Here is a 26,323-nt window from a genome sequence, read left to right as displayed (position 1 = left end):
CGGGTGAGCGAGCCGAGCCCCGACCTGACGTCCGGCCCCGTCCCCGGGCGCGGGGAACGGCGCGAGCAGACCGGGTGGTCGCGCGCCGACCTGCACGGGCACGGCCACGCGCACGGGCCGGCGGCCCCGGCGACGCGGCGCGTGCGTCTCACGCTCGCGGCGTTCCTCGTCCCCGCCCTGCTCGCCACGCTGGCCGGGCTGGTCGCGCTGTGGCCCGCGTCGGCGGACGTCCCGGACCGCATCCCCGTCGCGGCCGAGGGCAGCTCGGTCCTGCGCGCCACGGTCACCGGGCCGATCGACGCGGAGACCGGCGAGGTGCCCGCCAGCCTCGACGCCGGTTCCCGCGCGGGCGGCGAGGACGTCGGTGGCGACGCCATCACCGTCAGCGCGCCGCCCGAGTACGTCGCCTACGGGTTCGACGAGGGTGACCGGCTTCGCGTCCTCTACATCGCCGAGGCCGTCGGGGCGGGCGCGAGCCCGTACGTCTTCATGGACTTCGAGCGCGGGCTCCCCATCGGGATCCTCGCGGTCGCGTACGCCGTCGTGGTGCTCGCGGTCGCGCGCTGGCGGGGCCTCGCGGCGCTCGCCGGGCTCGCGGGCGCGTTCGTCGTCATCACCTGGTTCACCCTGCCCGCGCTGCTCACGGGGCAGGACGCGCTGGGCGTCGCGCTCGTGACGTCGTCGCTCGTCATGTTCGTCGTCCTCTACGTCGCGCACGGGTTCACCGCGCGCACGTCGACGGCGCTGCTGGGCACGCTCGCCGGGCTCGCGCTCACGGCCGTGCTGGGGTGGTGGGGCTCGGGCGCGGCCAACATCACGGGGCTCACCTCGGAGGAGTCCCTGTGGATACCCCAGTACGCGCCCGCCCTGGACATCCAGGGCGTGGTGCTGTGCGGCATCGTCCTGGCGGGCATGGGCGTGCTCAACGACGTGACCATCACCCAGGCGTCGGCGGTCTGGGAGCTGCGGGCGGTCGCGCCGCTCGCGACCCGGCGCGAGCTGTTCGCGCGCGCCATGCGCATCGGGCGCGACCACATCGCCTCGACCGTCTACACGATCGCCTTCGCCTACGTCGGCGCGGCCCTGCCGCTGCTCATGGCGGTCTACCTCTCCGACCAGAGCCTCGCGACGAGCCTCACCTCGGGCGAGATCGCGGAGGAGGTCGTGCGCACGCTCGTCGGCTCGATCGGCCTCGTCCTCGCCATCCCGATCACCACGGCCATCGCGGCGCTCACCGTGCCGGGCACGGCGTCCGTGGGGTCCGTCCCCGTGGGTAGGGTCGAGGTCCCCGCGGCCTGACGACGGCCCGGCGGGACGACGGGAGGACGACGGTGACGGGGACGACGAGCGGCCGAGACGGCCGGGACGGCCGGAGCGCAGCGGTGCTGGGGCCGGGAGGGGTCGGTGGGCTGGTCGGCGCGCTGCTCGCGCGGTCCGGGGCCGACGTGACGTTCCTCGCGGGGGAGGCCACGGCGGCGGCGCTGACCGAGCACGGGGTGCACGTGCGCAGCCGGCAGATCGGCGAGCTCCACGTCCCCGCGCGGGCGGTCACGCGGCTCGACCGGCCGGTCGACGTCGTGCTTGTCGCGGTCAAGCAGACCGCGCTCGACGACGCGCTCGACCGGGTGCCGCCCGAGGCGCTCGGCGACGGCGTCGTCGTCCCGTTCCTCAACGGGCTCGACCACCTCGACGTGCTGCGCGCACGCTACGGGACCGAGCGCGTGCTGCCCGCGACGATCAGCGTCGAGTCGGCGCGCGTCGCCCCGGGGGAGATCGAGCACACGAGCGCGTTCGTCGACGTGGGGCTCGCGCCCGGCGCCGTCGAGCCGGAGCGCGTCGAGGCCGTGCGGGAGCTCCTCGACCGGGCCGGGATCGAGACGAGGGTCCACGCGGACGAGACCGCGCTGATGTGGGCCAAGCTCTCGTTCCTCGCCCCGTTCGCCCTGCTCACGACGACGTACCGTGCCCCGATCGGGGACGTGCGGACCGCGCACGGTGCCGAGCTCGAGGCGCTCGTGCGCGAGGTCGCGGCCGTCGCCGCGGCGAGCGGGGCGCCGTCGGACCCCGAGCGGACGCTCGCCCGCTACGAGCGCTTCGCGCCGGAGGCCAAGTCCTCGATGCTGCGGGACGCCGAGGCCGGTCTCCCGCTCGAGGTGGACGCCATCGGCGGCGCGATCGTCCGGGCCGCCGACCGTGCGGGCGTGGACGCGCCGCTCACGCGCGCGCTCGTCGCCGGCCTCGGCGGCTGACGGCGGCGTCCGCCGGGAGCCTTCACCGGACCGCCACGCGACCCCCTGTGGACGCGTCCCCAGGCGCCTCACAGGTTCGCCAGGATGTCCGTCATGAGAGAGCCGTGGGTCGACGTCGCGCTGGCGCGGCTGCCCGAGACGCGTTCCTGCCCCGCGTGCGCCGCGACGCTGCGGTCGTCCCGCTGCGACCGGTGCCTGCTCGACCTCACCGGCCCGCTCGCGTTCGAGGTCGCCGCGGCGTCGAGCGAGGCGGCCGACGCGCTCTCGCGTCGCCAGGTCGCCCTCGACGCCCTGCGCGCGGCCCAGCCCGAGGCCGCCGCGTGGGCGGCCCGCACGGCCGCCGCGCCGTCCGGAGCCCGCGCGGTCCCCGCCGGCCCGCCCGGCGCGATGCGCCCGCTCGACCCGACCGGCCGCGGACAGGCGGGCCCGCGCCCGCCCGCCGTCGCGCCGGTGGCCGGGACCGTGGCCGGCACCGTGCCCGCGCCCGGGCCACGCCGTCCGGCGCCGGTCCATCCCTCGCTGCCCCGGTCGTCCGGGTCGCCGGCCGGGTCGGTCCCGCCCGCACCCGCGGGGTCGCGCGCCGTCGTCGTGCCGGGCGCGGCGCCGTCGCGCTCGGTGGGTCTCCAGCCCGTCCTCGCCGGGGCGGGGGCGGGACTCCTCGCCGTCGCGACGGTCGTCTTCGTGTTCTTCACCTTCGCGGACGACCTCGCGCTGCGCGCCCTCGTGACCGGGGTCGTCACGGTGCTCACGGTCGGGGCCGCGGTGCTCCTGCGGTCGCGCGGCCTGCGCTCGTCCGCCGAGTCCGTCGCGGCGCTCGCCGTCGTGCTCGCGGTCGTGGACGTCGAGCTCGCGCTGAGCGCGTGGGGCCTCGACCGCGTCGGCACCGCGGCGGCGCGCGCGTCGCTGCTCGCCGCGGTCGTGGCCGGCCTCGGCGTGGTCGGGGACCGGGCGCGCGTCCGGGCGTGGGTGACGAGCGCCGTGGTGCTCGGGCCGCTCGTGCCGCTCGTCGCGGCGCCGGCCGCGCAGGCGCCGTGGGGCTGGGCGGCCGCCCTCCTCGCGACGGCGTGCCTCACGGCGCTCGCGGCACCCGTCGCGGCGCGCTCCGGCGCGCGGGTCGGCCGCGCCCTCCGGGGCGAGCAGGCGCTGCTCGGCGTCGTGCGCACGGTCGCCGTGCCGCTCGCCGTGGTCGTCGGGCTCGCCGTCGCCGCCCCGCCGGGCCTCCCGACCGGCTCCGGGGCTGCCTTCGTCGCGCTCGGCGCCGCGCTCGCGGCCGTGCTCCTGCGCGTCACGACCCGCGAGCGGCGCTGGTACGCGGTCGGCGGCGCGACGGCCGTCCTCGCGGGCGCGCTGCTCGGGACCGGGGGTGACGTCGCATGGCTCGGCCTCGTCCCCGCCCTCGCGGCCGGCACGTGGCTCCTCGTCCTCGCGCTCACCTCGCCGCGTGCGGTGTCCGGCGTGCTCGGCTCCCCGGCCCCGGCGGTCGGACGGTCGGACGCCCTCCTCGGCGGCGCGGTCGTCGCGCTCGTCGGGGCCGGGCCCGCGCTGGCCGTCGCGGGGGTGCGCGCGGCGGAGGTCCTCGTGACCGGCACCGCCGGGACCGCCGCGACGCTCGACGACGCGCCGCTCGGCGTCGGGGTCCTGTCCGCCGGGCTGTGGGGGGAGGGCGTCCGCGGCGGCACCGTCGGCGCGGCGCTGCTCGACGGGACGCTTCTCGGCCTGCTGTCCGCGTTGGTCGTCCTCCTCGTCGCCGCGCGGCTCCCGCTGCGCACGCCCGTCCCCGTGCCGTTCCCGCGCCTCGCCGGGGCGCGACGGCTCGGTGCCGCCCCGGTCGTGCGGACCGGGCGCGCGCTCGGACCGTGGGTGCTCCTCGCGCTCGTCGTCGCCCTCGTGCTGGACCCGCGGCTCGCAGGCGTCACCTCCCTGGTCCTGCTGGCGCTGCTCGCCGCGCTGCTCGTCGTCGCGACCGCCCGGCCCGTCACGACCGCTCCGCCCGACGGGCACCGGGCGGGCCTGGCGGCCGGGGCCGGCGACCCGGGGGTCGGCGCCGGTGGCGCCGCGCCGGGCGCGATCGTCCGCGCCGTCCGACGAGGGCTCGGTCGTGCCCTGCGCCCGGTCGCCGGGGCGCTCCCCGCCCGCCGAACCGTCCTGCGGCACGGTGCCGTGCCGGTCGGACGGGCCGAGGCGCGCGTCTGGTACGCGGCCGCCGTCGCGGGCGCGATCGCCGCCGTCCTGCTCCTCGTCGCCGGCTCGTGGGTCGCACGCCCGACCGCGACGGCCGGGGCGGTCGTCGTCGGCGGGCTCCTGCTCGCGGCGCGGGCCGCCGCGCCGCGCGCTCTGCACGCCCCGCTCGTCGGCACCGCCTACGGCTACGCGCTGCTCGTGCTCGGCGTGACGCTCGCGTGGAGCGGCGCCGGGACCGTCGCGGTCCTGTGCGCGGTCTCCGGGGTCGCCTCGCTCGCCGCGCTCGCGGTGACGCTCGTCCCGCGCGCCGACCGGGACTCGTGGTGGGCCGTGCTCGGCGTGACCGCGGTGCCGTTCGGCCTCGGCGTCCTCACGGTCGTCGACGAGCGCAGCTGGTGGTCCGTCGCCGCGTGCGCCGCGATGCTCGCGCTCGAGGTCGTGCTCGTCGGCTCGCGGCGGCCCGGGTCGGTCACCGCGCTGCGCGTCCTCGCCGCGGCGCTCGTCCTGCCGACGGCGGCCGTCGCCGTCGTCAGCGCGGGCGCCCTGCTCCTGCCGGGCAGCGGGTCGCCCGTCGTGCTGCCGGTCGTCGCGCTGCTCGTGGCGACGGCGGTCGCCGCGGCCCGCCCGGTCACGGCCCGGATCCACCTGGCCGCCGGTCGCGTCGCCGTCGAGGCGAGCGCCGCGCTCACGGGGGCGATCGCCGTCGGGCTCGCGTTCGGGCGCCCTGCCGCCGGGCCCACGGTCGCGGTCGCGGTGCTGCTCCTGCTCGCCGTGGGCGCCGGCCTCGCCGCGCGCGACCGGGACCGGCGCGGCGAGTGGTGGCTCGCCGCCGCGCTCGGGACCGCCGCGCTGTGGACGGCGCTCGCCGCGGCGGAGGTCGGGCTCGTCGAGGCGTACACCGCGCCGCCCGCCCTCGCCGCCCTCGTCGTGGGGGCGCTGCTCGCACGCCGCGGGCGCCGGTGGTGGGAGCTCGCGAGCGCGGGGCTGGTGCTGCTCGTCGTGCCGTCCGTGCTCGCCCTGGGCGCGGCGCCGGGCGCGGGTGACGTCCGGGCGCCGCTCCTCGTCGTGGCCGGGGCCGGGTGCGTCCTCGCCGCGGTGCTGCTGGGCCGCGGGACCGGCGAGGGCGGCTGGCGACGCGCCGCGGCCCTGCGGCTCGCGGGCGCGGGAGTGCTCGCGGCGACCGGCGGGACCGTCGAGTCGCTCCACGTCGCGCACGCGCCGGGCGGCGGCGCGGTGTTCCTGCTCGGGTTCGCCTGGGCGCTCGCCGCGGGCGGGGTCGCGCTCGGCGCGGGCCTCGTGGGCGCCCGGGTGGTGGCGGGTGGCCGGGGTGCCGACGTCGCGCGGCGCTGGGCCGTGGCGCCCGCCGCCACCCTCGCCGTGGTCGGGACCGTCGCGAACGTCCGGCCGGTGTGGGGCGTCATCGCGACGGTCTGGCTCGTCGAGGTGGCCCTGCTCGCGCTCCTCGTGGTCGGGGTGCGACGCGCGGTGCGCGGTCGGCTCGACCTCCCGCCCGCCTGGTTCACGTGGTCGCTCGCGCTCGTCGCCGCGATCGGCGCGTGGTCGCCGCGCGAGCTGCGCGTCGAGGTCTTCTCGCTCCCGCTCGGCGCCGGCCTGCTCGTCGCCGGGTACCTCGCGCTCGCGGCCGGCACGACGGCGGTGCCCGGCACCTCGGGCGGCACGGCGGGCGACGACCCCGGTCGTCCGGGCGGCCCGGCCCGCCAGGCCGGGGCGCGGGCGAGCGCGACGCCGTCGCTCGCCGGGTGGCCCGTCGGGTTCGCCGGGTCGTGGCGGACCCTCGCCCCGGGCCTGCTCGCGCTCCTCGGGCCGTCGGTCCTCGCCACGTACACCGACGCGCGCACCTGGCGGGCCGTGCTCGTCGTCGTGCTCGCGCTGGCCGCGGTGCTCGTCGGGACGCGCAAGCACCTCGCGGCGCCGTTCCTGCTGGGAGTCGCGGTGCTGCCGGTCGAGATCCTCGTCGTGTTCGTGTCCCAGCTCGGCACGCGCATCTCCGCCGGACCCTGGATGCTGACGCTCGCCGCGGCCGGCGGCCTGCTGCTCATCATCGCGACGTACTACGAGCGCCGGATCGCCGCGTACGACGGCGCCGCGGCGTACGTGCGCGACCTCCGCTGACGCAAATCCCTACCGACTGGCCCGTTTTCGCGCCGCGTGGCCCATAATGATCGGGGCCCGCCGCGTGCCGGCGGGCGAATCGGCAACGGAGGAGCAGGGCGAGGCCGCGACGGCACAAGCAGTGTCCGGTCGGCGCGGTCGTGCCCCGGGGGGGCCACAGTCCCTGGAGAACGGCATCGTGATCAGGATCGGCATCGTGGAGGACGACCCCGCGAGCAGCGCGCTGCTCGTGGAGTACCTGCGACGGTACGAGCGCGAGCACGACGAGCAGTTCGCGGTCGCCATGTTCACCGACGGCGAGCAGGTCGTCGCCGGGTACCGGCCCGACTTCGACATCCTGCTCCTCGACGTCGAGATGCCGAACCTGGACGGGTTCAGCGCCGCGCAGCGCATCCGGCAGGTCGACGCCGACGTCGTGCTGATCTTCATCACGAACATGACGCAGCACGCGATCAAGGGCTACGAGGTCGACGCGCTGAGCTACATGCTCAAGCCGCTGCGGTACTTCGCGTTCTCGCAGGAGCTCAAGCGGTCGGTCGCGCGGCTCCGGCGCCGGTCGGCGGACTACCTGCTGCTCGCGGTCGACGGCGGTCTCGCCCGCGTGTCGACCGACGACATCGTCTTCCTCGAGAGCGCGAAGCACCGGACGACCGTGCACACGGTGGACGGACGGTACTCCGTCGTCGGGCCGCTCAAGGCGCTCGAGGCGCAGCTCGAGGGCAAGGACTTCTTCCGCAGCAACAGCGGCTACCTCGTCAACCTGCGGCACGTGCTGGCCATCCAGGGCAGCAGCGTGCTGCTGGTGGGCGGGCACGACCTGCTCATCAGCCGGGCCCGCAAGAAGGCGTTCCTCGCGGCGCTCACCGACTACCTCGGGGCGCGGCGCGCATGACCCAGGCACCCTCGATCCTGGAGACCCTGCCGGACATCCCGCGCGCGCTGACCGGGCTGGCCGAGTGGCTCGCGTGCCTCGTCTACGTGCTCCTGCGGCGACCGCGGCTCCCGCGCCCGCGCCTCGTCCTCCTCGCCGCCGCGGCGCTCGGCGCGCAGGTCGGCGTGCAGGCCCTCGCCGACCTGCTCCCGCGGCAGCTCTGGACCGTGGGCATGGCGGCCGCGGTCGCGTGCATGTACGGGTTCATCGTCGCGGCGGCGCGCGTCTCGGCACGGGACGCCGGGTACTTCGCGGCCCGCGCGCTCGTGCTCGCCGAGCTCGTGGCGGCCCTGCACTGGCAGGTCCACTGCTTCTTCTTCCTCCCCGAGGGGCGGCCCGGCACGGCGTGGCAGGTCGCGTTCTTCGTCCTCGTCTACGCGGTCGGGTACGGGGTCGCGTACGTCGTCGAGTCCCGGCACTTCCGCCCCGACCAGGAGCTCGACGTCACGGTCGGCGAGCTCGCGTCGGCCGTCGCGATCGCGCTCGTCACGTTCTTCATGAGCAACATCAGCTTCCTCAACGCCAACACCCCGTTCAGCGGGCGCCTCGGCCTGGAGATCTTCTACATCCGCACGCTCGTCGACCTGTGCGGGTTCGTGGCGCTGTACGCGCAGCAGGGCCAGCGGCTCCAGCACCAGGCGCGGTCGGAGGTGCGGGCGATCGACGAGATGCTCCGCCGCCAGCACGAGCAGTACCTGCAGTCCAAGCGGAACATGAAGATCGTCCACCGCAAGTACCACGACCTCAAGCACCAGATCGGCGTGATCCGCGCCGAGGTCGACCCGCGACGCCGGGCGTCCTACCTGGACGACCTGGAGGCCAGCATCTCGGGTCACGCCCGGCAGGCGGACACCGGGAACGGGGTGCTCGACGTCATCCTCACGACGAAGAGCCAGGAGTGCGCCGAGCGCGACATCGACCTCACGTGCGTGGTCGACGGCGCGCTGCTCGACTTCATGTCCGCCATGGACGTCGCCGCGGTGTTCGGCAACGCGCTGGACAACGCGATCGACGGCGTCATGGCGGTGCCCGAGCCGGAGCGGCGGATCATCAAGGTCGCCGTCTACGCGCGCGACCGGTTCGTGCTGCTCACGGTGGAGAACTACTTCTCCGGCGAGCTCCACACGGAGGGCGGCGACATCGTCACGCGGCGCGCCGACCGGACCCGGCACGGGTACGGCCTCAAGTCCATCCGGTACACCGCGGAGAAGTACGGCGGCTCCATGACGGTCAACACCGAGGACCGCTGGTTCCTGCTGCGCGTGCTGCTCCCGCTGCCGCAGGACCGGCCGCCCACCGCCGCCGCCCGGCGGTCGGCCACGTCGGGGGCCACCACCGCGTAGGCCTTCCGGGCCCGACCCGACGGGACCTCCGGCCCCCGCGCCGTGACCCCGTCGTGACCTCGCCGACCGATCGTGCACGCAAAGCGACGGTTCGTGCACCGCGCCGCCCGGGCCGCCCGGGCCGTCCATAGCGTGGCGGCGCGGCTCAGGACCACGACGTCCGGGCCTCGACGGGTTCGCAGAGCTCGCTCAGCCACGCACGTGCCCCGGTGGGGCGGCGGGGACGGCGCGGTGGCCGACGAGCGCGGAGACGACAAGGGAAGGTCGATGAGGACAACGACAACGGCGGGAAAGCTCGACGGCAGGGCGGCGCGCGTCCGGGGAGCGGCGGCGCTCGCGGGCCTGGCCCTCGTGGCCACCGCGGGGTGCACGGCCGGCACCCCGGACGAGGAGAAGGCGTCGGACGCGTTCACCACGCGGGAGGTCACCGACGGGACCACGGCCTTCGTGGTCGTCGACAACCCGGGTGACGGCCCCACGCTCTCCTACGGCGCGGACAGCGCCGTCGAGCTGCTGACCGAGGAGGTCGACGGTCAGGAGTACGCGTTCAAGGACATGAACGCGAACGGGACGCTCGACACCTGGGAGGACTGGCGCGAGAGCGCGCAGGACCGCGCCGCGGCGCTGTCCGAGGAGCTGACGATCGAGCAGATCGCCGGCCTCATGCTGTTCAGCTCGCACGAGCGGTCGCCCGCCGACGGGCTGACCGACGCGCAGAAGGAGTACCTGACGGACTCCCACCTGCGCAACGTGCTCAACGCCGGCCCGAACGACGTCGAGGCCAACGTCACCTGGTCCAACCAGATGCAGGCCTTCGCCGAGTCGCTCGCGACCGCGGACGAGCCCTACGTGCCGGTGAACTTCAGCTCCGACCCGCGCTCGACCGCCGGCGCCTCGGACTACAACGCCTCGGGCGACATCTCCCGGTGGCCGTCGAACCTCGGCCTCGCGGCGACGTTCGACGCGGAGCAGACGCGGAAGTTCGCGGAGGCGGCGTCCGCCGAGTACCGCGCGCTGGGCATCGCCACGGCGCTCAGCCCGCAGATCGACCTCGCGACCGAGCCGCGATGGCTGCGCGTGGACGGCACGTTCGGCGAGGACGTCGCCCTCAGCACCGAGATGGCCCAGGCCTACGTGAGCGGCTTCCAGGGCACCCCGGGCCAGGAGGGCTGGGGGACCGAGTCGGTCAACGCGATGATCAAGCACTGGGCCGGCGACGGGCCGGGCGAGGGCGGTCGCGAGTCCCACACGACCGCGGGCAAGTACGGCGTGTACCCGGGCGGCAACTTCGACCAGCACACCGAGCCGTTCGTCGGGGCGCTCGACGCGGCGGCGGTCATGTCCGCCTACTCGATCGCGCTGGACGGCGAGGGGCAGCCGCTGTTCGGCGAGCGCGTCGGCTCGGCCTACGACTCGAAGCGCCTGAGCATCCTGCGCGACGACAACGGCTACGACGGCGTCGTCGTCACGGACTGGGGCGTCACCGCCGGCGGCACCACGGACCCCGACGCGATGATCGGGACGTCGTGGGGCGTCGAGGACCTCACGGTCGAGGAGCGCCACTACGCGATCCTCAAGAACGGCGTGGACATGTTCGGCGGCAACAACGCCGTCGAGCCCGTCCTGGCGGCCCACGAGCTGTGGCAGCAGGACTTCGAGGCGGGGACGAACGACGTCGACGCCGACACCCGCTTCCGCCAGTCCGGCACGCGCATCCTCACCATGCTGTTCCAGCCGGGACTCTACGAGAACCCGTACCTCGACCTCGACGCCTCCACGGCGACGGTCGGCAGCGAGGACAAGGTCGACGCCGGCTACGAGGCGCAGCTCGACTCCGTCGTCATGCTGAAGAACGACGGGACCGTCGCGGCCTCGGACGCCGAGGCGTGGAAGGACAAGACGGTCTACATCCCGCGGTCCTACGACACCGGCTTCGCCGGCGTGTTCGGCCCGGGCGAGTACACCGAGGGCACGGGCATCACGCAGGAGACCGCCGAGGAGTACTTCGGGAAGGTCGTCACCGACGAGGCCGTGACGGACGCCGACGGCAAGGTCACGAGCTACACCGCGCCGGACCTGTCCGACGTCGACCTCGTGCTCGTGGGCATGAAGAGCCCCAACAACGGCAACCCGTTCTCGCAGGCCGGCCACGACAGCGAGACCGGCGAGTGGTACCCGCTCTCCCTGCAGTACCGCCCGTACACCGCCGACGGCGCGAACGTGCGCCAGACGTCGATCTCCGGCGACCTGCTCCCGGACGGGACGCAGGAGAACCGGTCCTACTACGGCAAGACCTCGCGGATCGCGAACGAGTCGGACCTCGACGCGTTCGACCGGGCGCTCGCGGCCGTCGAGGCGTCGGGCAAGGACATCCCGGTGATCACCGTCCTCAAGGCGACGAACCCGACCGTCCCGGCCGAGTTCGAGTCGCGGTCCGACGCGATCCTCGTCGGCTTCGGGGTGAGCGACCAGGCGCTCATCGAGTCGGCCCTCGGCCTGCACGAGACGCAGGGCCGGCTGCCGATCGGCTTCCCGGCCTCCATGGACGCGGTCGAGAAGCAGCTCGAGGACGTCGGGGAGGACGCCGAGCCCTACACCGACGCGGCGGGCAACGCGTACGCATTCGGCTTCGGCCTGAACTTCAGCGGGCCGATCACGGACTGACGGACCGCACGGGCGGGCGGGCGCACGAGCGGCCGCCCGTCCGGGGCGGACGGCGCCCGCCCGGCGCCGTCCGACCCCGACCAGGCCGCGGGGTGGGCCCGCGGCACGAACGAACCAAGGAGCAGGAAGTGAAGCGGAACAAGGCGCTGACCACGGGGATCGGGCTGCTCGTCGCCGTCACGGGGGCCTTCGGGCTGACGGCGTGCGGCAGCGGTGACGACTCACCCGGCGGGTCCTCGTCGGAGAGCCAGTCGGCCGACGTCGACGTGGCGACCGACCTCGAGAACGCGCGCACGGCGGTCGCCGACGCGCTCGCGGAGGACGACAGCTGGGCGCAGATCATGCTCGCCAGCGACGTCAAGGAGCCGACCGTGAAGTACGGCCTCCTCGTGGTGCCCTTCGTCCCCTCGGACGCCGCCTCGCGCGTCCAGGGCACGGTCGACATCAAGGACGGGAAGTACACGATCGAGGCCGACTCCGCCGCGACCGGCGAGACGTGGCAGATCGACCAGGACGGCACCATCACCCCGGCCGGGGAGTAGCCACCCGTGCCTCGCCCGTCCGGCGGGCTCGTCCGGTCCGCCGGGCGGCACGTCGGACGGACGAGGCACCACCCCGCGCACGGGTCGCGCACGACGACGACCGTCCGTGCCGCAGAAACGACCGATCGTGCAGCCGCGGCGGGCGGCGCCGTACCCCGCTCCTAGCCTGAGGAACGGGCCCGCACTCGAGGAGGAATGCAGTGAACGCCAGGGCGAAGAACGCCGACGGTGGCAGGACGCCGATGTCGAACAAGAAGTTCCTGTGGATCTGGGTACCCGTGCTCGCGACGGTGACCGTGCTCGTCGTCGTCGCGAACGTCGCGCTCAACGTCGCGGGCGGCTGGGTCGCGTCCCAGCTCGGGTCCGGCACCTACACGTTCACCAACTCCGAGGAGTCCTCGGGCTGGGACACCGAGTACTACACGGCCGAGCACGACAGCCAGGAGTCCGTCGACGAGGCCGCCAAGGCGCTCGTCGAGGAGATCGCCGCGGGCGGCATCGTCCTCGCGAAGAACGAGGCCGGCGCGCTGCCACTCGCCGCGGACGCCCGCGTGACGATGCTGGGCCGCGCGTCCGCCGACCCGGTGTTCGGCGGCTCGGGCTCCGGATCGGTCGACACGAACTCCGCGGTGACCGTCCGCGGCGGTCTCGAGAACGCGGGCCTCACGGTCAACGACCAGGTCTACGCCACGATCGAGGCGTTCGCGGCCGAGAACCCGCGCGGCCACATCGAGATGGACAACCCCGACGCGTCGAGCTACACGATCGGCGAGCTGCCCGTCGGCGAGTACGAGGCGCAGTCCGGGACGTTCGCCGAGTTCGGCGACGCCGCGGTCGTCACGATCGGCCGCCCCGGCGGCGAGGGCGGCGACCTCACGCGCGACATGACGGGCTGGGACGACAACGCCGAGCCGGGGCAGCACCAGCTCGAGCTGAACAAGGACGAGAAGGACCTGATCGCGCTCGCGAAGGCGAGCTTCGACACGGTCGTCGTGGTCGTCAACGCGTCGACGACCCTCGAGCTCGGCGAGCTGCAGGCCGACCCCGAGGTCGACGCGATCCTGCTCGCGGGCTCGCCCGGCGCCACCGGCTTCAACGCCCTGGGGACGATCCTCACGGGCGAGGTCAACCCGTCGGGCCGCACGACCGACGTCTGGGCCGCGGACTTCACCGCCGACCCGACGTTCGCGAACTTCGGCAGCTTCTTCTACTCGAACATCGAGGCCTCCTACCCGGTCTCCGCGGTCGAGAAGGCGACGTCCAACGCGACCGTCACGAGCAACGCCCCGTTCGTCGACTACACCGAGGGCATCTACGTCGGGTACCGCTACTACGAGACCGCGGCGGCCGAGGGCTTCGTCGACTACGACGACGCGGTGGTCTACCCGTTCGGCTACGGCCTGAGCTACACGGACTTCACCTGGGCGGTCACGGGCACGGAGGCGGGCGATGTCGACGGGACCGTCGCGGTCACGGTCGAGGTCACGAACACCGGTGCCGTCGCGGGCCGCGACGTGGTCGAGCTCTACTACACCGCCCCGTACACGCCGGGCGGGATCGAGAAGTCCGAGGTCGTCCTGGGCGACTTCGCCAAGACGGGCGTCATCGAGCCGGGCGCGAGCGAGACCGTGACCCTGGAGATCGCGGTCGAGGACATGGCGTCCTACGACCACCTGGGCGCGAAGGCGTACGTCCTGGAGGCGGGCGACTACACGCTCAGCCTGCGCACCGACTCCCACACCGTCGCGGCGGGCACCGCGCCGATCACGTACCCGGTCGCGTCCGACGTCGTGTACGCGGGCGAGGAGCACCGCGCGTCGGACCTCGCCGAGGTGACCAACCGGTTCGACGACGTCTCGGCGCGCTTCAGCGCCGACGGCGCGGACGGCACGGTCGTCCCGATGTCCCGCGCGGACTTCGCGGGCACGTTCCCGCAGGCCCCGACGGCGGAGCAGTCGGTCGCCGACGAGGCCACGCAGGACGGCTTCGCCGCCTGGGACTACGACGCCGAGGCCGCCGCGTTCGACGGCGAGACGCCGACGACGGGCGAGCGCTCCGACCTGACGCTCGTCGACCTGCGCGGGCTGCCCAAGGACGACCCGCAGTGGGACGAGCTGCTCGACTCGCTGACGGTCGGCGACATGACGGACATGCTGCTGAACGGTGCGTACCAGACGGCCGCGATCGCCTCGATCGCCAAGCCGCAGACGGTCGAGCCCGACGGACCGGCGGGCTTCTCGTCCTTCATCAACTCGTCGATCAACGGCGTCGCCTACCCGTCCGAGGTCCTCATCGCGCAGACGTGGGACGTCGACCTCGGCACCGCCATGGGCACGATGATCGGCGAGGAGGCGCTCCAGAAGGGCCTCAACGGTTGGTACGCGCCGGCGGTGAACCTGCACCGCTCGCCCTTCGGCGGCCGCAACTTCGAGTACTACTCGGAGGACCCGCTCCTCTCGGGCCGGATGGCCGCCGCCGTGTCGAACGGCGCGGCGAGCAAGGGCGTCTACACGATGCTCAAGCACTTCGCGCTCAACGAGCAGGAGACGAACCGCGTCGACAACGGCCCCGCGACCTGGGCGACCGAGCAGACGATCCGCGAGATCTACCTCAAGCCGTTCGAGCTCGCGATCAAGGACGTCTCCCTGGACGTCCGCTACATCGCGGACGACGAGGGCACGATCGAGGAGACGACGGTCGGGGCGCTCGGCATCATGAGCTCGTTCAACCGCATCGGCGCGACGTGGACGGGCGGCTCGAAGCCGCTCATGACGGACGTGCTGCGCGGGGAGTGGGGCTTCGAGGGCTTCGCGATCACGGACTTCAACCTGTACCCGTACATGAACCCCAACGAGGGCCTCGACGGGGGCACGGACCTGACGCTCACCTTCCAGCCGTCGAAGTCGTTCGGCGACACGACGTCCGCGAAGGCCGTCACGGACATCCGGAACGCGACCCACAACATCCTGTTCACGGTGGCCAACTCGAACGCCATGAACGGGCTCGCCCCCGGCGCGACGGTCACCTACACGCCGCCCACCTGGGTCTACGTCCAGATCGGCGTGTCGGTCCTGCTCGGGCTGCTCGTCCTGGTCGGCGCCTTCCTCGTGGTCCGGCGCGTCCGCCGGCACCGGTCGGCGGCCGAGAAGGTCGCCGCACCCGCCTCCGAGCCGGCGGTCCCCGCCGCCCGGTAGCCGGTGACCACCGGGTCCCCGGGCGGGCGACCGCCCGGGGACCCGGCACCCGGCGCCGTCGGGCCGGTGGCGCCCACCACCGCCGGCCCGACGCCGGGACCCCGGACCGCCGTCCGGCACCGGGCCCCGCCCCGCACGTCCCGAGCTGCGCCGTCGCCGACGCACCGCCGACGGCAGCCCCGCCCTGCCCGCAGACCGCTCCGACAGACCCCGCACGACCCACGACCACGCAAGGAGAGCACCGTGCAGCTCCACGGCGAGACCACCGCCGCGGCCGGCGAGACGGCCTCGGCACCGGGCACGACGACCGCGACGACCGGCGTCGTCCCGACCGCGAGCCTGACGCTCCTGGAGAAGGCCGCGCTCCTGACGGGGAAGACCGTGTGGGAGACGCACGACGTCCCGCGGCTCGGCATCCGCTCGCTGTGGCTGGCCGACGGCCCGCACGGCGTGCGCAAGCAGCTCGGCGCGGCCGACCACCTCGGCATCGCGGCCTCGCAGGAGGCCACGTGCTTCCCGACGGCCGCCGCCGTGGCGAACACGTGGGACGTCGAGCTGGCCGAGCGCGTGGGCGCCGCGCTCGGCGCCGAGGCCGCGGCGCAGGACGTGGACGTGCTGCTCGGCCCGGGCCTCAACATCAAGCGGTCGCCGCTCGGCGGGCGCAGCTTCGAGTACTTCTCCGAGGACCCGCTGCTCGCGGGCCGGATGGCCGCCGGGTACGTGCGCGGCATCCAGTCCCAGGGCGTCGCCGCGTGCCCCAAGCACTTCGCGGCGAACTCCCAGGAGCTGCGCCGCATGGTCTCGGACTCCGTGGTCGACGAGCGGACGCTGCGGGAGGTGTACCTCACGGCGTTCGGGATCGTCGTCGCGGAGGCCCGGCCCCGGACGATCATGTCCTCCTACAACCTCGTCAACGGCGTGTACGCCCACGAGGACCCGTTCCTCCTCACCCAGGTGCTGCGCCGCGAGTGGGGCTTCGACGGCGCCGTCGTCTCCGACTGGGGCGGGTCCAACGACGTCGTCGCGGCCGCGGCGGCGGGCGGGACGCTCGAGATGCCGGCGGCCGGGCTCGGCTCGGCGCGCCAGCTCGTGGACGCGGTCCGGTCCGGACGCCTCGACGAGGCCGACCTCGACGCGCGCGCCGACGAGGTGCTGCGCCTCGTGGCGGAGGCCCGCGAGCCGGGCACCGCCCCCGCCGTCGACGCCGACGCGCACCACGCGCTCGCCCGCGAGGTCGCGGCGCGCTCGGCGGTGCTGCTCAAGAACGACGACGCGATCCTGCCGCTCGCCGCCGGGACGCGCGTGGCGGTCGTCGGCGACTTCGCGCGCACCCCGCGCTACCAGGGCTCCGGCTCGTCCGCGGTGAACCCGACGCGTCTCGACAGCGTGCTCGACGTGATCGGGGACTCCGGCCTCGACCTGACGGCCTTCGCCCCCGGCTTCCGCCGCGACGGCACGCCCGACCCCGCGCTGCGCGACGAGGCCGTCGAGGCCGCGCGCGGCGCCGACGTCGTGCTCCTCTTCCTCGGTCTGGACGAGATCGCCGAGTCGGAGGGGCTGGACCGCTCGACGATCGCGCTGCACCGGTCGCAGGTCGAGGTGCTCCAGGCCGTGGCCGCGGCCAACCCCGCCACGGTCGTGGTGCTCGCGGGCGGCGGCGCGATCTCGACCCCGTGGCTCGGCTCCGCCCGGGCGCTCGTGCACGGCTACCTCTCCGGCCAGGCCGGTGCCGGCGGGATCCTCGACGTGCTCACGGGCGTCGTCAACCCGTCCGGGCGGCTCGCCGAGACGCTGCCCGTGCGTCTGGCGGACACCCCGACCGCCGGCGCGTTCCCCGCGACCGGGCGCACCGCCGTCTACCGCGAGGGCCTGTACGTCGGCTACCGGTACTACACGAGCGCCGACGTCCCCGTGGCGTTCCCGTTCGGGTTCGGGCTCTCCTACACGACGTTCGCGCACTCGGGCCTCGTGGTCGACAGCGGCCCTGTGACGGGTGCTGCGACGGGTGCTGCGACGGTCACCGCGACCGCGACCGTGACCGTGACGAACACCGGGACGGTCGCCGGGGCCGACGTCGTGCAGGTCTACGTGCGCCGCGAGACGCCGGGCGTCCACCGCCCGGTGCGCACGCTCGCCGGGTTCGCGCGGGTCGAGCTCGCGCCCGGCGAGTCGCGCACGGTCACCGTGCCCCTCGGAGAGGCGGCGTTCCGGCACTGGGACGTCGCGACGGGCGCGTGGCAGGTCGAGCAGGGCGCGTGGTCGGTGCTGGTCGGCTCCCACGTGGACGACCTGCCGCTCGGGGCGACGGTCGAGCTCGCCGGCACCGTGCCGCCCCGCACCGAGGACGACCTGCCGGAGCCGTACCGCACCGGGCGCGTCCACGACGTGTCGGACGCTCAGTTCGCGGCGCTCCTGGGTCGCCCCGTCCCGACGGCGGCCTGGTCCGGTCCCCTCGGCGTCAACGACCCGCTGTCGCGCCTCGCGGACGCGCGCTCGCCGCTCGCCCGCCTCGCGTTCCGGATCCTGTCCTGGCGGCGCGACGCCGCGGACCGCAAGGGGACGCCGGACCTCAACATCCTGTTCCTGCTCAACATGCCGTTCCGGGCCATCGGGAAGATGACCGGCGGCCTGGTCGACGCCGCGATGGTCGAGGGCATCCTCCGCATCGTCAACGGCCACCTCTTCCGCGGCACCGGCGCCGTCCTGCGCGGGTTCGTCCGCAACCGCCGTGCCGACCGTCGCACCGCGCGCACCCTCCGCGGCGACGCCTGACCTGCTCGAAGGGAAGACCCATGTTCACCCGCCTCCGCGACGCCTGGCGCCGGTTCTCCGAGAAGCGCCCCGGGACCGCCCAGTTCGTCGTGTTCTTCGTGCTGAGCAACGGCATCACCGTGCTCCAGCTCGCGCTCATGCCCCTCATCAAGTGGGTCTTCGGCATGACCGCCCTGGTGGACGTGGCGTTCCAGGTCTGGCCGATCGGGACGAACCCGGACGGGTCGACGTACTACGTCTTCGACTACGCCGCCGGCCCGCTCCCGGGCGGTGGCGGTGGGCTGGCATACTTCCTCGCCGTGCAGATCACCTTGCTGGTGGCGCAGGTGATCAACTTCTTCGCTCAGCGCAACATCACGTTCAAGTCCAACTCGTCGGTCGCGAAGGCCGCGCTCTGGTACACCATCGCGTACGTCGTCATCTCCGTCGCCGCCGCCGCCGCGCAGGGCCTGTACAAGACGCCGATCTACGAGCTGTTCATCGACACGTGGGGCCTGGGCGCCGCGGGCGAGACCCTCGCGGACTTCACGACGATGATCATCAACGCGGCGATCTCGTTCTGGGTGTTCTTCCCGATCTTCAAGGTCATCTTCAAGCAGGTGCCCGAGGTGCCGGCCACGCCGGAGGCGGAGCACGCCGGAGAGGTGCGTGCGTCGTGACCCCGCTCCTGACCGTCGTGGTCCCGGCGTACAACGCCGAGCCCTACCTGGCACGCGCGCTCGACTCGCTCGTCGGGTTCGGGCCCGAGGTGGAGGTCCTCGTCGTCGACGACGGCTCGACCGACGGCACGGCCGCGCTGGCGCAGGGCTACGCCGACCGGCACCCGGGCGAGGTGCACGTGCTCCGCAAGGCCAACGGCGGGCACGGGTCGGCGATCAACACCGGACTCGACCACGCGCGCGGGGAGTACCTCAAGGTCGTGGACGCCGACGACTGGGTGGACCGCGCCGCGCTCGCCCAGGTGCTCGCGACGCTGCGCGGGTTCGTGCGCCGGTTCGTGGACGCCGGGACCCCCGGCGGGGAGCCCGTCGACCTGCTGGTGAGCAACTTCGTGTACGAGAAGGTCGGCAAGCGCGTGAAGACGGCCGTCCGGTACCGCGGCGCCCTGCCGCGCGGGCGCGTGCTCACGTGGTCGCAGACCCGCCGCTTCGCCAAGCGCCAGTACATGATGATGCACGCGCTGATGTACCGGACCCAGGTGCTGCGCGACGCGGGCCTCCGGCTGCCCGAGCACACGTTCTACGTGGACAACCTGTACGCGCTCGTCCCGCTCGCGCACGTGCGCACGCTGTACTACCTCGACGTCGACCTCTACCGGTACTTCATCGGCCGCGAGGACCAGTCCGTGCACGAGGCGGTCATGCTCCAGCGCCTCGACCAGCAGCTCCGCGTCAACTGGCTCATGCTCGAGCACGTCTCCCGGACGCCCGTGGCCGACCGGCGCCTGCGCCGCTACCTGCTGCACTACGTGGAGATCATCTGCGCGGTGTCGTCGATCCTGCTGGTCCGCGCCGGGACGCCCGCGTGCCTCGTGGAGAAGGAACGGCTCTGGTCGCGCCTGCGCGCCCAGGACCCCGAGCTCTACCACCAGGTGCGCTGGTCGGGCCTCGGGCAGATCGCCAACCTCCCCGGCCCGGCGGGCCGGCGCGTGACCGTCCTGGCCTACCGGGTCGCGCAGCGCGCCATCGGCTTCAGCTGACGTCCCGCGGCCCGACGCCCGGAGCGGCGTCGCCGTGGACGCGCAGCCGTCCGCGTCAGCGGGCGCCGCGACGCTGCTGCTCGATGAGGGGGCGCAGGCGGTAGGGGATGAGCTCGCCCATCGACAGCGAGGTCTCCGTGCGCTCGACGCCGTCGATCGCGAGGATCGCCGCGTCGATGCGGAACAGGTGGTCGGTGTCGCGGCACGCGACGGTGACGCGCAGGTCGGCCGTCCCGCTGCGCCCGAACGCCTGCACGACCTCGGGGATGCGCGCGACGTCGTCGACGATCCGGGCGAGCTCCTTCTGCCGCACCTGGACCTCGACGAACGCCGTGAGCGGGTGCCCGAGCACGTGCGGGTCGATCCGCCGGTCGAGCGCGAGGAACGCGCCCTCGGCCTCGAGCCGTGCGAGGCGTGCGGCGACGGTGTTGCGGGAGATCCGCAGGCGGTCGGCGAGCGCGACGATCGTCGCCCGCGGGTCGTCGGCGAGGGCGAGCAGGAGGTCGAGGTCGACAGCGTCGGCGCTGTGCATGCTGCTCACCCTAGCCGAGTGACGGCGGTCACACTGCGCAGCGTGTCGGAGGTCGGTGGAGCCATGTGCGTGGCAGGGGTTACGTTCGCCCTACCTCGGTCCTCGACGGTGAGGACCGGCTCCCCGAGGTGAGGTGGCGACGATGCCCAGCGAACCTGCGGTGCGGACCGGACCGACGGCGGCGACCCCGCCGAAGGCGCAGAACGGTCACCGGGCGGCAACCCCGCGCGACGCACGAGCAGACCGGAAGACCATGGCCCACGACGTGCGCCCGGACACGCCCGCCGCCCGGCGCGCGGGTGCTCCGGGCAGGCCGCCCCGCGCCGGTGACGCCCCCCGGGACGTCGGGGACACGCCGTCGGGCACGACCCCGACCCTGCGCGTGCTGACCGAGGACGGCACGCGGCTCCCGGACCCCGAGCTCGACCGGTGGCTCGCCGACCTCGACCCCGCGGCGCCCGACGAGGCCGCGCGTGAGGCCGCCCGGACGACGCTCCTGCGGCTCTACGAGGACATGGTCGTCGCGCGGCGCATCGACGCCGAGGCGACGGCCCTCCAGCGGCAGGGCGAGCTCGCGCTCTGGCCCCCGCTCCTCGGGCAGGAGGCGGCCCAGGTCGGCTCGGCGCGCGCGCTGCGCGACGACGACTTCGTCTTCTCCTCCTACCGCGAGCACGCGGTCGCGCGCGTGCGCGGCGCCGAGCTCGTCGACCTGGTGCGCGTGTGGCGCGGCGTCGCGGTCTCCGGCTGGGACCCGTACGCGATCGGGATGGCGTCGCCGCAGGTCATCATCGGTGCGCAGACGCTCCACGCGACGGGCTGGGCGATGGGCGTCCAGAACGACGTCGACGCGGGCCGGGTCGACGCGGCCGCCGGGCTCCCGGTGGGGGTCGCGTACCTCGGCGACGGCGCGATGAGCCAGGGCGACGTCAACGAGGCGTTCGTCTTCGCGTCCACGTACCGCTCGCCGGTCCTCTTCTTCTGCCAGAACAACCAGTGGGCGATCTCCGAGCCGGTCGCGCTCCAGTCGCGCGTCCCGCTCGCCGACCGCGCCCGCGGGTTCGGCATGCCGGGCGTGCGCGTGGACGGCAACGACGTGCTCGCCGTGCTCGCCGTGTCGCGCGCCGCGCTCGACCAGGCCCGCCACGACGGCGGCCCGACGCTGATCGAGGCCGTCACCTACCGCATGGGCCCGCACACCACGGCCGACGACCCGAAGCGGTACCGCGACGCCGCGGAGGTCGAGGAGTGGACCGGGCGCGACCCGATCGCGCGGTTCGAGGCGTACCTGCGCTCCGTCGGCGTGCTCGACGACACGGGGGCGGCCCGGGTGCAGGGCGTCGCCGACGCCGCGGCGGCCGAGCTGCGTGCCGGGTGCGTCGCGCTCACCGACCCGGCGCCGCTGTCGCTCTTCGACCACGTCTACGCCGAGCCGCACCACGCGCTGGAGCGCGAGCGCGCCGAGTACGCGCACTACCTGGCGTCGTTCGGGGACGGGGACGACGGCGCGGGTGGGCCGGGCGCCGCGGGCGACCGGGCGGCGTCGGGCACCGGGACCGTGACGGGGGTGGCGCGATGAGCACCCTCACCGTGGCGAAGGCGCTCGGCGCGGGGCTGCGCCGCGCGATGACGGACGACGACCGCGTGGTCGTCATGGGCGAGGACGTCGGCCGCCTGGGCGGCGTCTACCGCGTGACCGACGGGCTCCAGGCGGAGTTCGGGCCGCGGCGCGTGCTCGACACGCCGCTCGCGGAGTCCGGGATCATCGGGACGGCCGTCGGGCTCGCGTACCGCGGCTACCGGCCGGTGTGCGAGATCCAGTTCGACGGCTTCGTGTTCGTCGCGTTCGACCAGATCCTGTCCCAGCTCGCGAAGATGCACGCCCGCACCGGCGGGAAGGTGCGCCTGCCGATCACGATCCGCATCCCCGTGGGCGGCGGCATCGGCGCGGCCGAGCACCACTCGGAGTCGCCCGAGGCGCTGTTCGCGCACACGGCAGGGTTGCGCGTGGTGTCGGTCGCGAACCCCCAGGACGCGTACACCGTGCTCCGCCAGGCCGTCGCGTGCGACGACCCGGTGATCTTCTTCGAGCCCAAGCGCCGGTACCACCTCAAGGGCGAGGTCGATCTCGATCCCGTCGACCCGCTGCCGATGGACCGGGCGCGCGTCGTGCGCGACGGCCACGACGTCACGCTCGTCACGTGGGGCGGGCTCGTGGGGACCGCGCTCGACGCCGCCGTCGCCGCGTCGGACGACGGCGTGTCCGTCGAGGTGATCGACCTGCGCTCGCTCTCGCCGATCGACCACGACACGGTCGCGGCGTCCGTCCGCAAGACGGGTCGCGTCGTCGTGACGCACGAGGCGCCGCGGCAGGCCGGGCTCGGCGCGGAGATCGCCGCGACCGTGACCGACCGCTGCTTCGAGTACCTCGAGGCCGCGCCCGTCCGCGTCACGGGCCACGGCATGCCGTACCCGCCCGCCAAGCTCGAGGGCCACTACCTGCCCGACCTCGACCGCATCCTCGACGGCGTCGACCGCGTCCTGGGGCGGGTCGAGCCGTTCGTGCCGTCGTCCGTGCCCGACGCCGGTTCGGTCGGGGCTCCCCGGTCGCCCGGCGCGACCCGCACCGTCGAGGCGGTGGCCCGATGATGACGATGCGCGAGTTCCGCCTCCCCGACCTCGGGGAGGGCCTCACCGAGTCCGACATCGTGAGCTGGCACGTCCACGCGGGCGACCACGTCGAGCTCAACCAGGTCATCGCCGAGGTCGAGACGGCCAAGGCCCTCGTCGACCTCCCGTCCCCGTACACGGGCGTCGTCGCGTCCCTGCACGCGGAGGAGGGCCAGACCGTCACCGTCGGCGCCCCCTTGGTGACCTTCGAGATCGACGACGGCACCCCTGCCGCCCCGACCGGGGACAGTGCCCCGCCCGCGACGCCCCAGGCTGCCGAACCCGGGGTCGCTCCTCACACGGCTGTCCCCGTGAGGAGAGACCCCGGGCTCGGCGAGCAGGGGGACGACGACGGGCCAGAGCCGAACCTCGTCGGGTACGGGGCCGCGCCGGAGCGTGCGGGCAGGCCCACGCGCCGCCGTCGGGCTCCCGTGTCTGCTGCTGGGCGCGCCGGGGGCCGGCCCGAGCCGGCCGAACCCGGGGTCGCTCCCCAGGCGGTCCCGATCGTGAGGACGGATCCCGGGCTCGACGCCGACGCGACGCCCGGCCGGGTCGGCGAGCGGCCCCGGTCGACGCCGCCGGTGCGGGCGCTCGCGAAGAAGCTCGGCGTGCGCATCGACCGCGTGGACGGCACCGGTCCGGACGGGCTCATCACCCGCGAGGACGTCCTCGCCGCGGTGAGCTGCCACCGCGACGTCGCGCGCCCGCCGCGCGACGTCCACGGCACGCTCACCGCCTCGGCAGCCTCGGCAGCCTCGGCAGCCTCGGCCGCCTCGGCCGCCTCGGCCGCCTCGGCCGGCTCGGCCGGCTCGGCCGGCTCGGCCGCGTCGGCCGACGCTCCGTCGGCGACCGCGGACGAGAAGGGAGACGTGGCCCCTGGAGGGCTCGGGCGAGGGGCCACGTCTCCCGTCTCGGCGGCCGCCGGCGTCGACGCGCGGGCCGGGCTCGAGCCCGAGGTCGTGCCCGTGCGCGGGGTGCGCAAGCACACCGCGGCGGCGATGGTGGCGAGCGCGTTCACGGCGCCGCACGCGACGGTGTTCCTCACGGTCGACGTGACGCGCAGCGTCGAGCTCCTGGAACGCCTGCGCACCCATCGCCTCGCGCGCGGCGAGCGGATCACCGTCCTGGCGCTCGCGGCCCGCGCGCTGTGCCTCGCACTGCCGCGCCATCCCGCGCTCAACAGCGCGTGGCACGACCTCGCGGACGGCACCGCGGAGATCGTGCGGCACCGCCGCGTGCACCTGGGCATCGCGGTCGCGACCGACCGGGGGCTCGTCGTGCCGCACGTGCCCGACGCGCAGGACCTCGACCTGCCCGACCTCGCCGCCGCGCTCACCGACCTCACGGTCACGGCGCGCGACGGCCGCACGACGCCCGAGCGCCTGACCGGCGGGACGATCTCGATCACCAACGTCGGCGTGTTCGGCGTCGACGCGGGCACGCCCATCCTCGTCCCCGGGGAGGCGGCGATCCTCGGCCTGGGCGCGGTGCGCCGTCGGCCCTGGGAGCACGACGACGAGGTCGCGCTGCGCGACGTCGTCACGCTGAGCCTGTCGTTCGACCACCGCGTGGTCGACGGCGAGCAGGGCGCGCGCTTCCTCGCCGACCTCGGCGCCCTGCTCGAGGACCCGGCCCTCGCCCTCCTGGCGAGCGGTCCGCCCCCCACGGGGGGCGCCCCGTCCGGTCGAACCCTGGATCCCTCCCCAGGATCGGCCGCGCGTGGGGAGCGATCCCGGGTTCGGCAGGGAGGGGTGACCGGATGACCGTCCTGACGAGCGCCGTCGAGCCCGGGTCGGACGCGGCCCGGGCGAACGACGCCGCGCAGCGGGCGCTCGCCGGCGAGCTGCGGGAGCGCACGGCGGCCGTCGCGCGCGGGGGGCCGGCGTCGGCGCGTGACCGGCACGTGTCGCGCGGCAAGCTGCTGCCGCGCGACCGCGTCGACCGCCTGCTCGACGAGGGCAGCCCGTTCCTCGAGATCGCGCCGCTCGCCGGGTACGGCGTGGACGACGGCGCGTGGCCGGCCGCGGGCGTCGTCGCGGGTATCGGGGTCGTCAGCGGGCGGCAGGTCATGGTCGTGTGCAACGACGCGACCGTGAAGGGCGGCACGTACCACCCGCTCACGGTGAAGAAGCACCTGCGCGCGCAGGAGATCGCGCTCGAGAACCGCCTGCCGTGCGTCTACCTCGTCGACTCGGGCGGCGCGTTCCTGCCCCGGCAGGCCGAGGTGTTCCCGGACCGCGACCACTTCGGCCGGATCTTCTACCACCAGGCGCGCCTCTCGGCGGCGGGGATCCCGCAGATCTCCGCGGTGCTCGGGTCGTGCACGGCCGGCGGCGCCTACGTGCCCGCGATGAGCGACGAGACGGTCATCGTGCGCGGGCAGGGCACGATCTTCCTCGGCGGCCCGCCGCTCGTGAAGGCGGCGATCGGGGAGGTCGTGACCGCGGAGGAGCTCGGGGGCGGCGAGCTCCACGCGCGTCGCAGCGGCGTCGTCGACCACCTCGCCGACGACGACGAGGACGCGCTCGACACCGTGCGCCGCATCGTCGCGACGCTCCCGCCCGACCCCGCACCCGCGTGGGACGTCGCGGCGAGCGTGCCACCCGCCGTCGGGCACGACGACGCCCGCGCCCCCGGCCAGGGAACGACGAGCGAAGGCTTGTACAGTGCGGTCCCGACCGATGTACAAGCTCCGTACGACCCGCGCGAGATCGTCGCGCGGCTCGTCGACGGCAGCCGGTTCGACGAGTTCAAGCGCGAGTACGGCGACATGCTCGTCACCGGGTTCGCGCGGATCCACGGGCACCCCGTGGGCGTCCTCGCGAACCAGGGCGTGCTGTTCGGGGCGTCGGCGCTCAAGGGAGCGCACTTCGTCGAGCTGTGCGACCAGCGCGGGATCCCCCTGCTGTTCCTGCAGAACATCTCCGGGTTCATGGTCGGCACCGACGCCGAGGCGGGAGGGATCGCGAAGGACGGCGCCAAGATGGTCACCGCCGTCGCGACGACGCGCGTCCCCAAGCTCACCGTGATCGTCGGCGGGTCCTTCGGGGCGGGCAACTACTCGATGTGCGGGCGCGCGTACTCCCCGCGCTTCCTGTGGTCCTGGCCCGCGAGCCGCATCTCCGTCATGGGCGGTCCGCAGGCCGCGTCCGTGCTGGCGACCGTCAAGCGCGACCAGCTCGCCGCGCGCGGCGAGACGTGGGACCCCGACGAGGAGGCCGCGTTCTCCGCCGGGATCCGCGCCGACTACGACGAGCACGGCAGCCCCTACTACGCGACCGCGCGCCTCTGGGACGACGGCGTGATCGACCCCGCCGACACGCGCCGCGTGCTCGGCCTCGCCCTCGGCGTGTGCGCGCGCACGCCCCTCGCCGAGACCTGGACCGGTGACCGGTTCGGCCTCTTCCGGATGTGAG

General features: G+C 74.7%; 16 protein-coding genes. 15 read left to right on the top strand and 1 reads right to left on the bottom strand.

Annotation, left to right across the window (positions count from 1 at the left end; translation table 11 throughout):
• Positions 1–3 precede the first annotated feature (3 nt).
• The 11 genes from ACTJIY_RS03575 to ACTJIY_RS03525 all read left to right on the top strand — a co-directional run bounded on the left by ACTJIY_RS03575 (position 4) and on the right by ACTJIY_RS03525 (position 19,708).
• Positions 4–1,299: a YibE/F family protein gene (locus ACTJIY_RS03575; protein WP_440673312.1), complete on the top strand. Its 1,296-nt coding sequence runs from the start codon at positions 4–6 to the stop codon at positions 1,297–1,299.
• A gap of 32 nt (positions 1,300–1,331) precedes the next feature.
• Entirely contained in the window at positions 1,332–2,249 is a 918-nt protein-coding gene (locus tag ACTJIY_RS03570; protein ID WP_440673313.1) for a ketopantoate reductase family protein, read from the top strand.
• Between the two features lie 93 nt (positions 2,250–2,342).
• The gene (locus ACTJIY_RS03565; protein WP_440673314.1) at positions 2,343–6,563 is read left to right on the top strand and encodes an SCO7613 C-terminal domain-containing membrane protein; all 4,221 of its coding nucleotides are present in this window, start codon (positions 2,343–2,345) and stop codon (positions 6,561–6,563) included.
• A 178-nt stretch (positions 6,564–6,741) separates the two neighbouring features.
• The gene (locus tag ACTJIY_RS03560) at positions 6,742–7,455 is read left to right on the top strand and encodes a LytR/AlgR family response regulator transcription factor (RefSeq protein ID WP_440673315.1); all 714 of its coding nucleotides are present in this window, start codon (positions 6,742–6,744) and stop codon (positions 7,453–7,455) included.
• Positions 7,452–8,837 (top strand): ATP-binding protein, encoded by a 1,386-nt coding sequence (locus ACTJIY_RS03555; RefSeq protein WP_253051998.1) that lies wholly within the window; start codon positions 7,452–7,454, stop codon positions 8,835–8,837. The genes ACTJIY_RS03560 and ACTJIY_RS03555 overlap by 4 nt, the downstream gene beginning before the upstream one ends.
• Before the next feature lie 267 nt (positions 8,838–9,104).
• Entirely contained in the window at positions 9,105–11,501 is a 2,397-nt protein-coding gene (locus ACTJIY_RS03550; protein ID WP_353707164.1) for a glycoside hydrolase family 3 protein, read from the top strand.
• Between the two features lie 128 nt (positions 11,502–11,629).
• On the top strand, positions 11,630–12,043 hold the full coding sequence (locus tag ACTJIY_RS03545; protein WP_440673316.1) for a hypothetical protein: 414 nt from the start codon (positions 11,630–11,632) through the stop codon (positions 12,041–12,043).
• A 200-nt stretch (positions 12,044–12,243) separates the two neighbouring features.
• A complete protein-coding gene (locus ACTJIY_RS03540) occupies positions 12,244–15,237 on the top strand; it encodes a glycoside hydrolase family 3 C-terminal domain-containing protein (protein ID WP_440673317.1) in 2,994 nt (997 codons plus the stop codon).
• Between the two features lie 243 nt (positions 15,238–15,480).
• Positions 15,481–18,009: a glycoside hydrolase family 3 C-terminal domain-containing protein gene (locus tag ACTJIY_RS03535; RefSeq protein WP_253052009.1), complete on the top strand. Its 2,529-nt coding sequence runs from the start codon at positions 15,481–15,483 to the stop codon at positions 18,007–18,009.
• 20 nt (positions 18,010–18,029) lie between these two features.
• Positions 18,030–18,668, top strand: a complete 639-nt coding sequence (locus tag ACTJIY_RS03530; protein WP_253052011.1) for a hypothetical protein — start codon at positions 18,030–18,032, stop codon at positions 18,666–18,668.
• Complete coding sequence (locus ACTJIY_RS03525) at positions 18,665–19,708, top strand: glycosyltransferase family 2 protein (protein ID WP_253052013.1); 1,044 nt, start codon at positions 18,665–18,667, stop codon at positions 19,706–19,708. The genes ACTJIY_RS03530 and ACTJIY_RS03525 overlap by 4 nt, the downstream gene beginning before the upstream one ends.
• Before the next feature lie 55 nt (positions 19,709–19,763).
• On the opposite strand, the gene ACTJIY_RS03520 is transcribed toward ACTJIY_RS03525, so the two are convergent.
• The gene (locus ACTJIY_RS03520) at positions 19,764–20,240 is read right to left on the bottom strand and encodes an Lrp/AsnC family transcriptional regulator (protein WP_253052015.1); all 477 of its coding nucleotides are present in this window, start codon (positions 20,238–20,240) and stop codon (positions 19,764–19,766) included.
• 253 nt (positions 20,241–20,493) lie between these two features.
• Here ACTJIY_RS03520 and ACTJIY_RS03515 point away from each other — a divergent pair, with 253 nt between their 5' ends.
• The 4 genes from ACTJIY_RS03515 to ACTJIY_RS03500 are packed head-to-tail and all read left to right on the top strand — an operon-like array spanning position 20,494 to position 26,322.
• Positions 20,494–21,816, top strand: a complete 1,323-nt coding sequence (locus ACTJIY_RS03515; protein WP_440673318.1) for a thiamine pyrophosphate-dependent dehydrogenase E1 component subunit alpha — start codon at positions 20,494–20,496, stop codon at positions 21,814–21,816.
• The gene (locus ACTJIY_RS03510; protein WP_440673319.1) at positions 21,813–22,886 is read left to right on the top strand and encodes an alpha-ketoacid dehydrogenase subunit beta; all 1,074 of its coding nucleotides are present in this window, start codon (positions 21,813–21,815) and stop codon (positions 22,884–22,886) included. Before ACTJIY_RS03515 ends, ACTJIY_RS03510 begins: the two co-directional genes overlap by 4 nt.
• Complete coding sequence (locus tag ACTJIY_RS03505; RefSeq protein ID WP_440673402.1) at positions 22,886–24,670, top strand: dihydrolipoamide acetyltransferase family protein; 1,785 nt, start codon at positions 22,886–22,888, stop codon at positions 24,668–24,670. The genes ACTJIY_RS03510 and ACTJIY_RS03505 overlap by 1 nt, the downstream gene beginning before the upstream one ends.
• A complete protein-coding gene (locus ACTJIY_RS03500) occupies positions 24,667–26,322 on the top strand; it encodes a carboxyl transferase domain-containing protein (RefSeq protein WP_440673320.1) in 1,656 nt (551 codons plus the stop codon). Before ACTJIY_RS03505 ends, ACTJIY_RS03500 begins: the two co-directional genes overlap by 4 nt.
• The last annotated feature ends 1 nt before the right edge of the window (position 26,323 follow it).

Origin of the sequence: Cellulosimicrobium sp. 22598 (genome assembly GCF_052044445.1) — a bacterium.
Classification (GTDB): Bacteria; Actinomycetota; Actinomycetes; order Actinomycetales; family Cellulomonadaceae; genus Cellulosimicrobium; species Cellulosimicrobium cellulans_G.
This window is presented reverse-complemented; position numbering and strand designations above follow the sequence as displayed.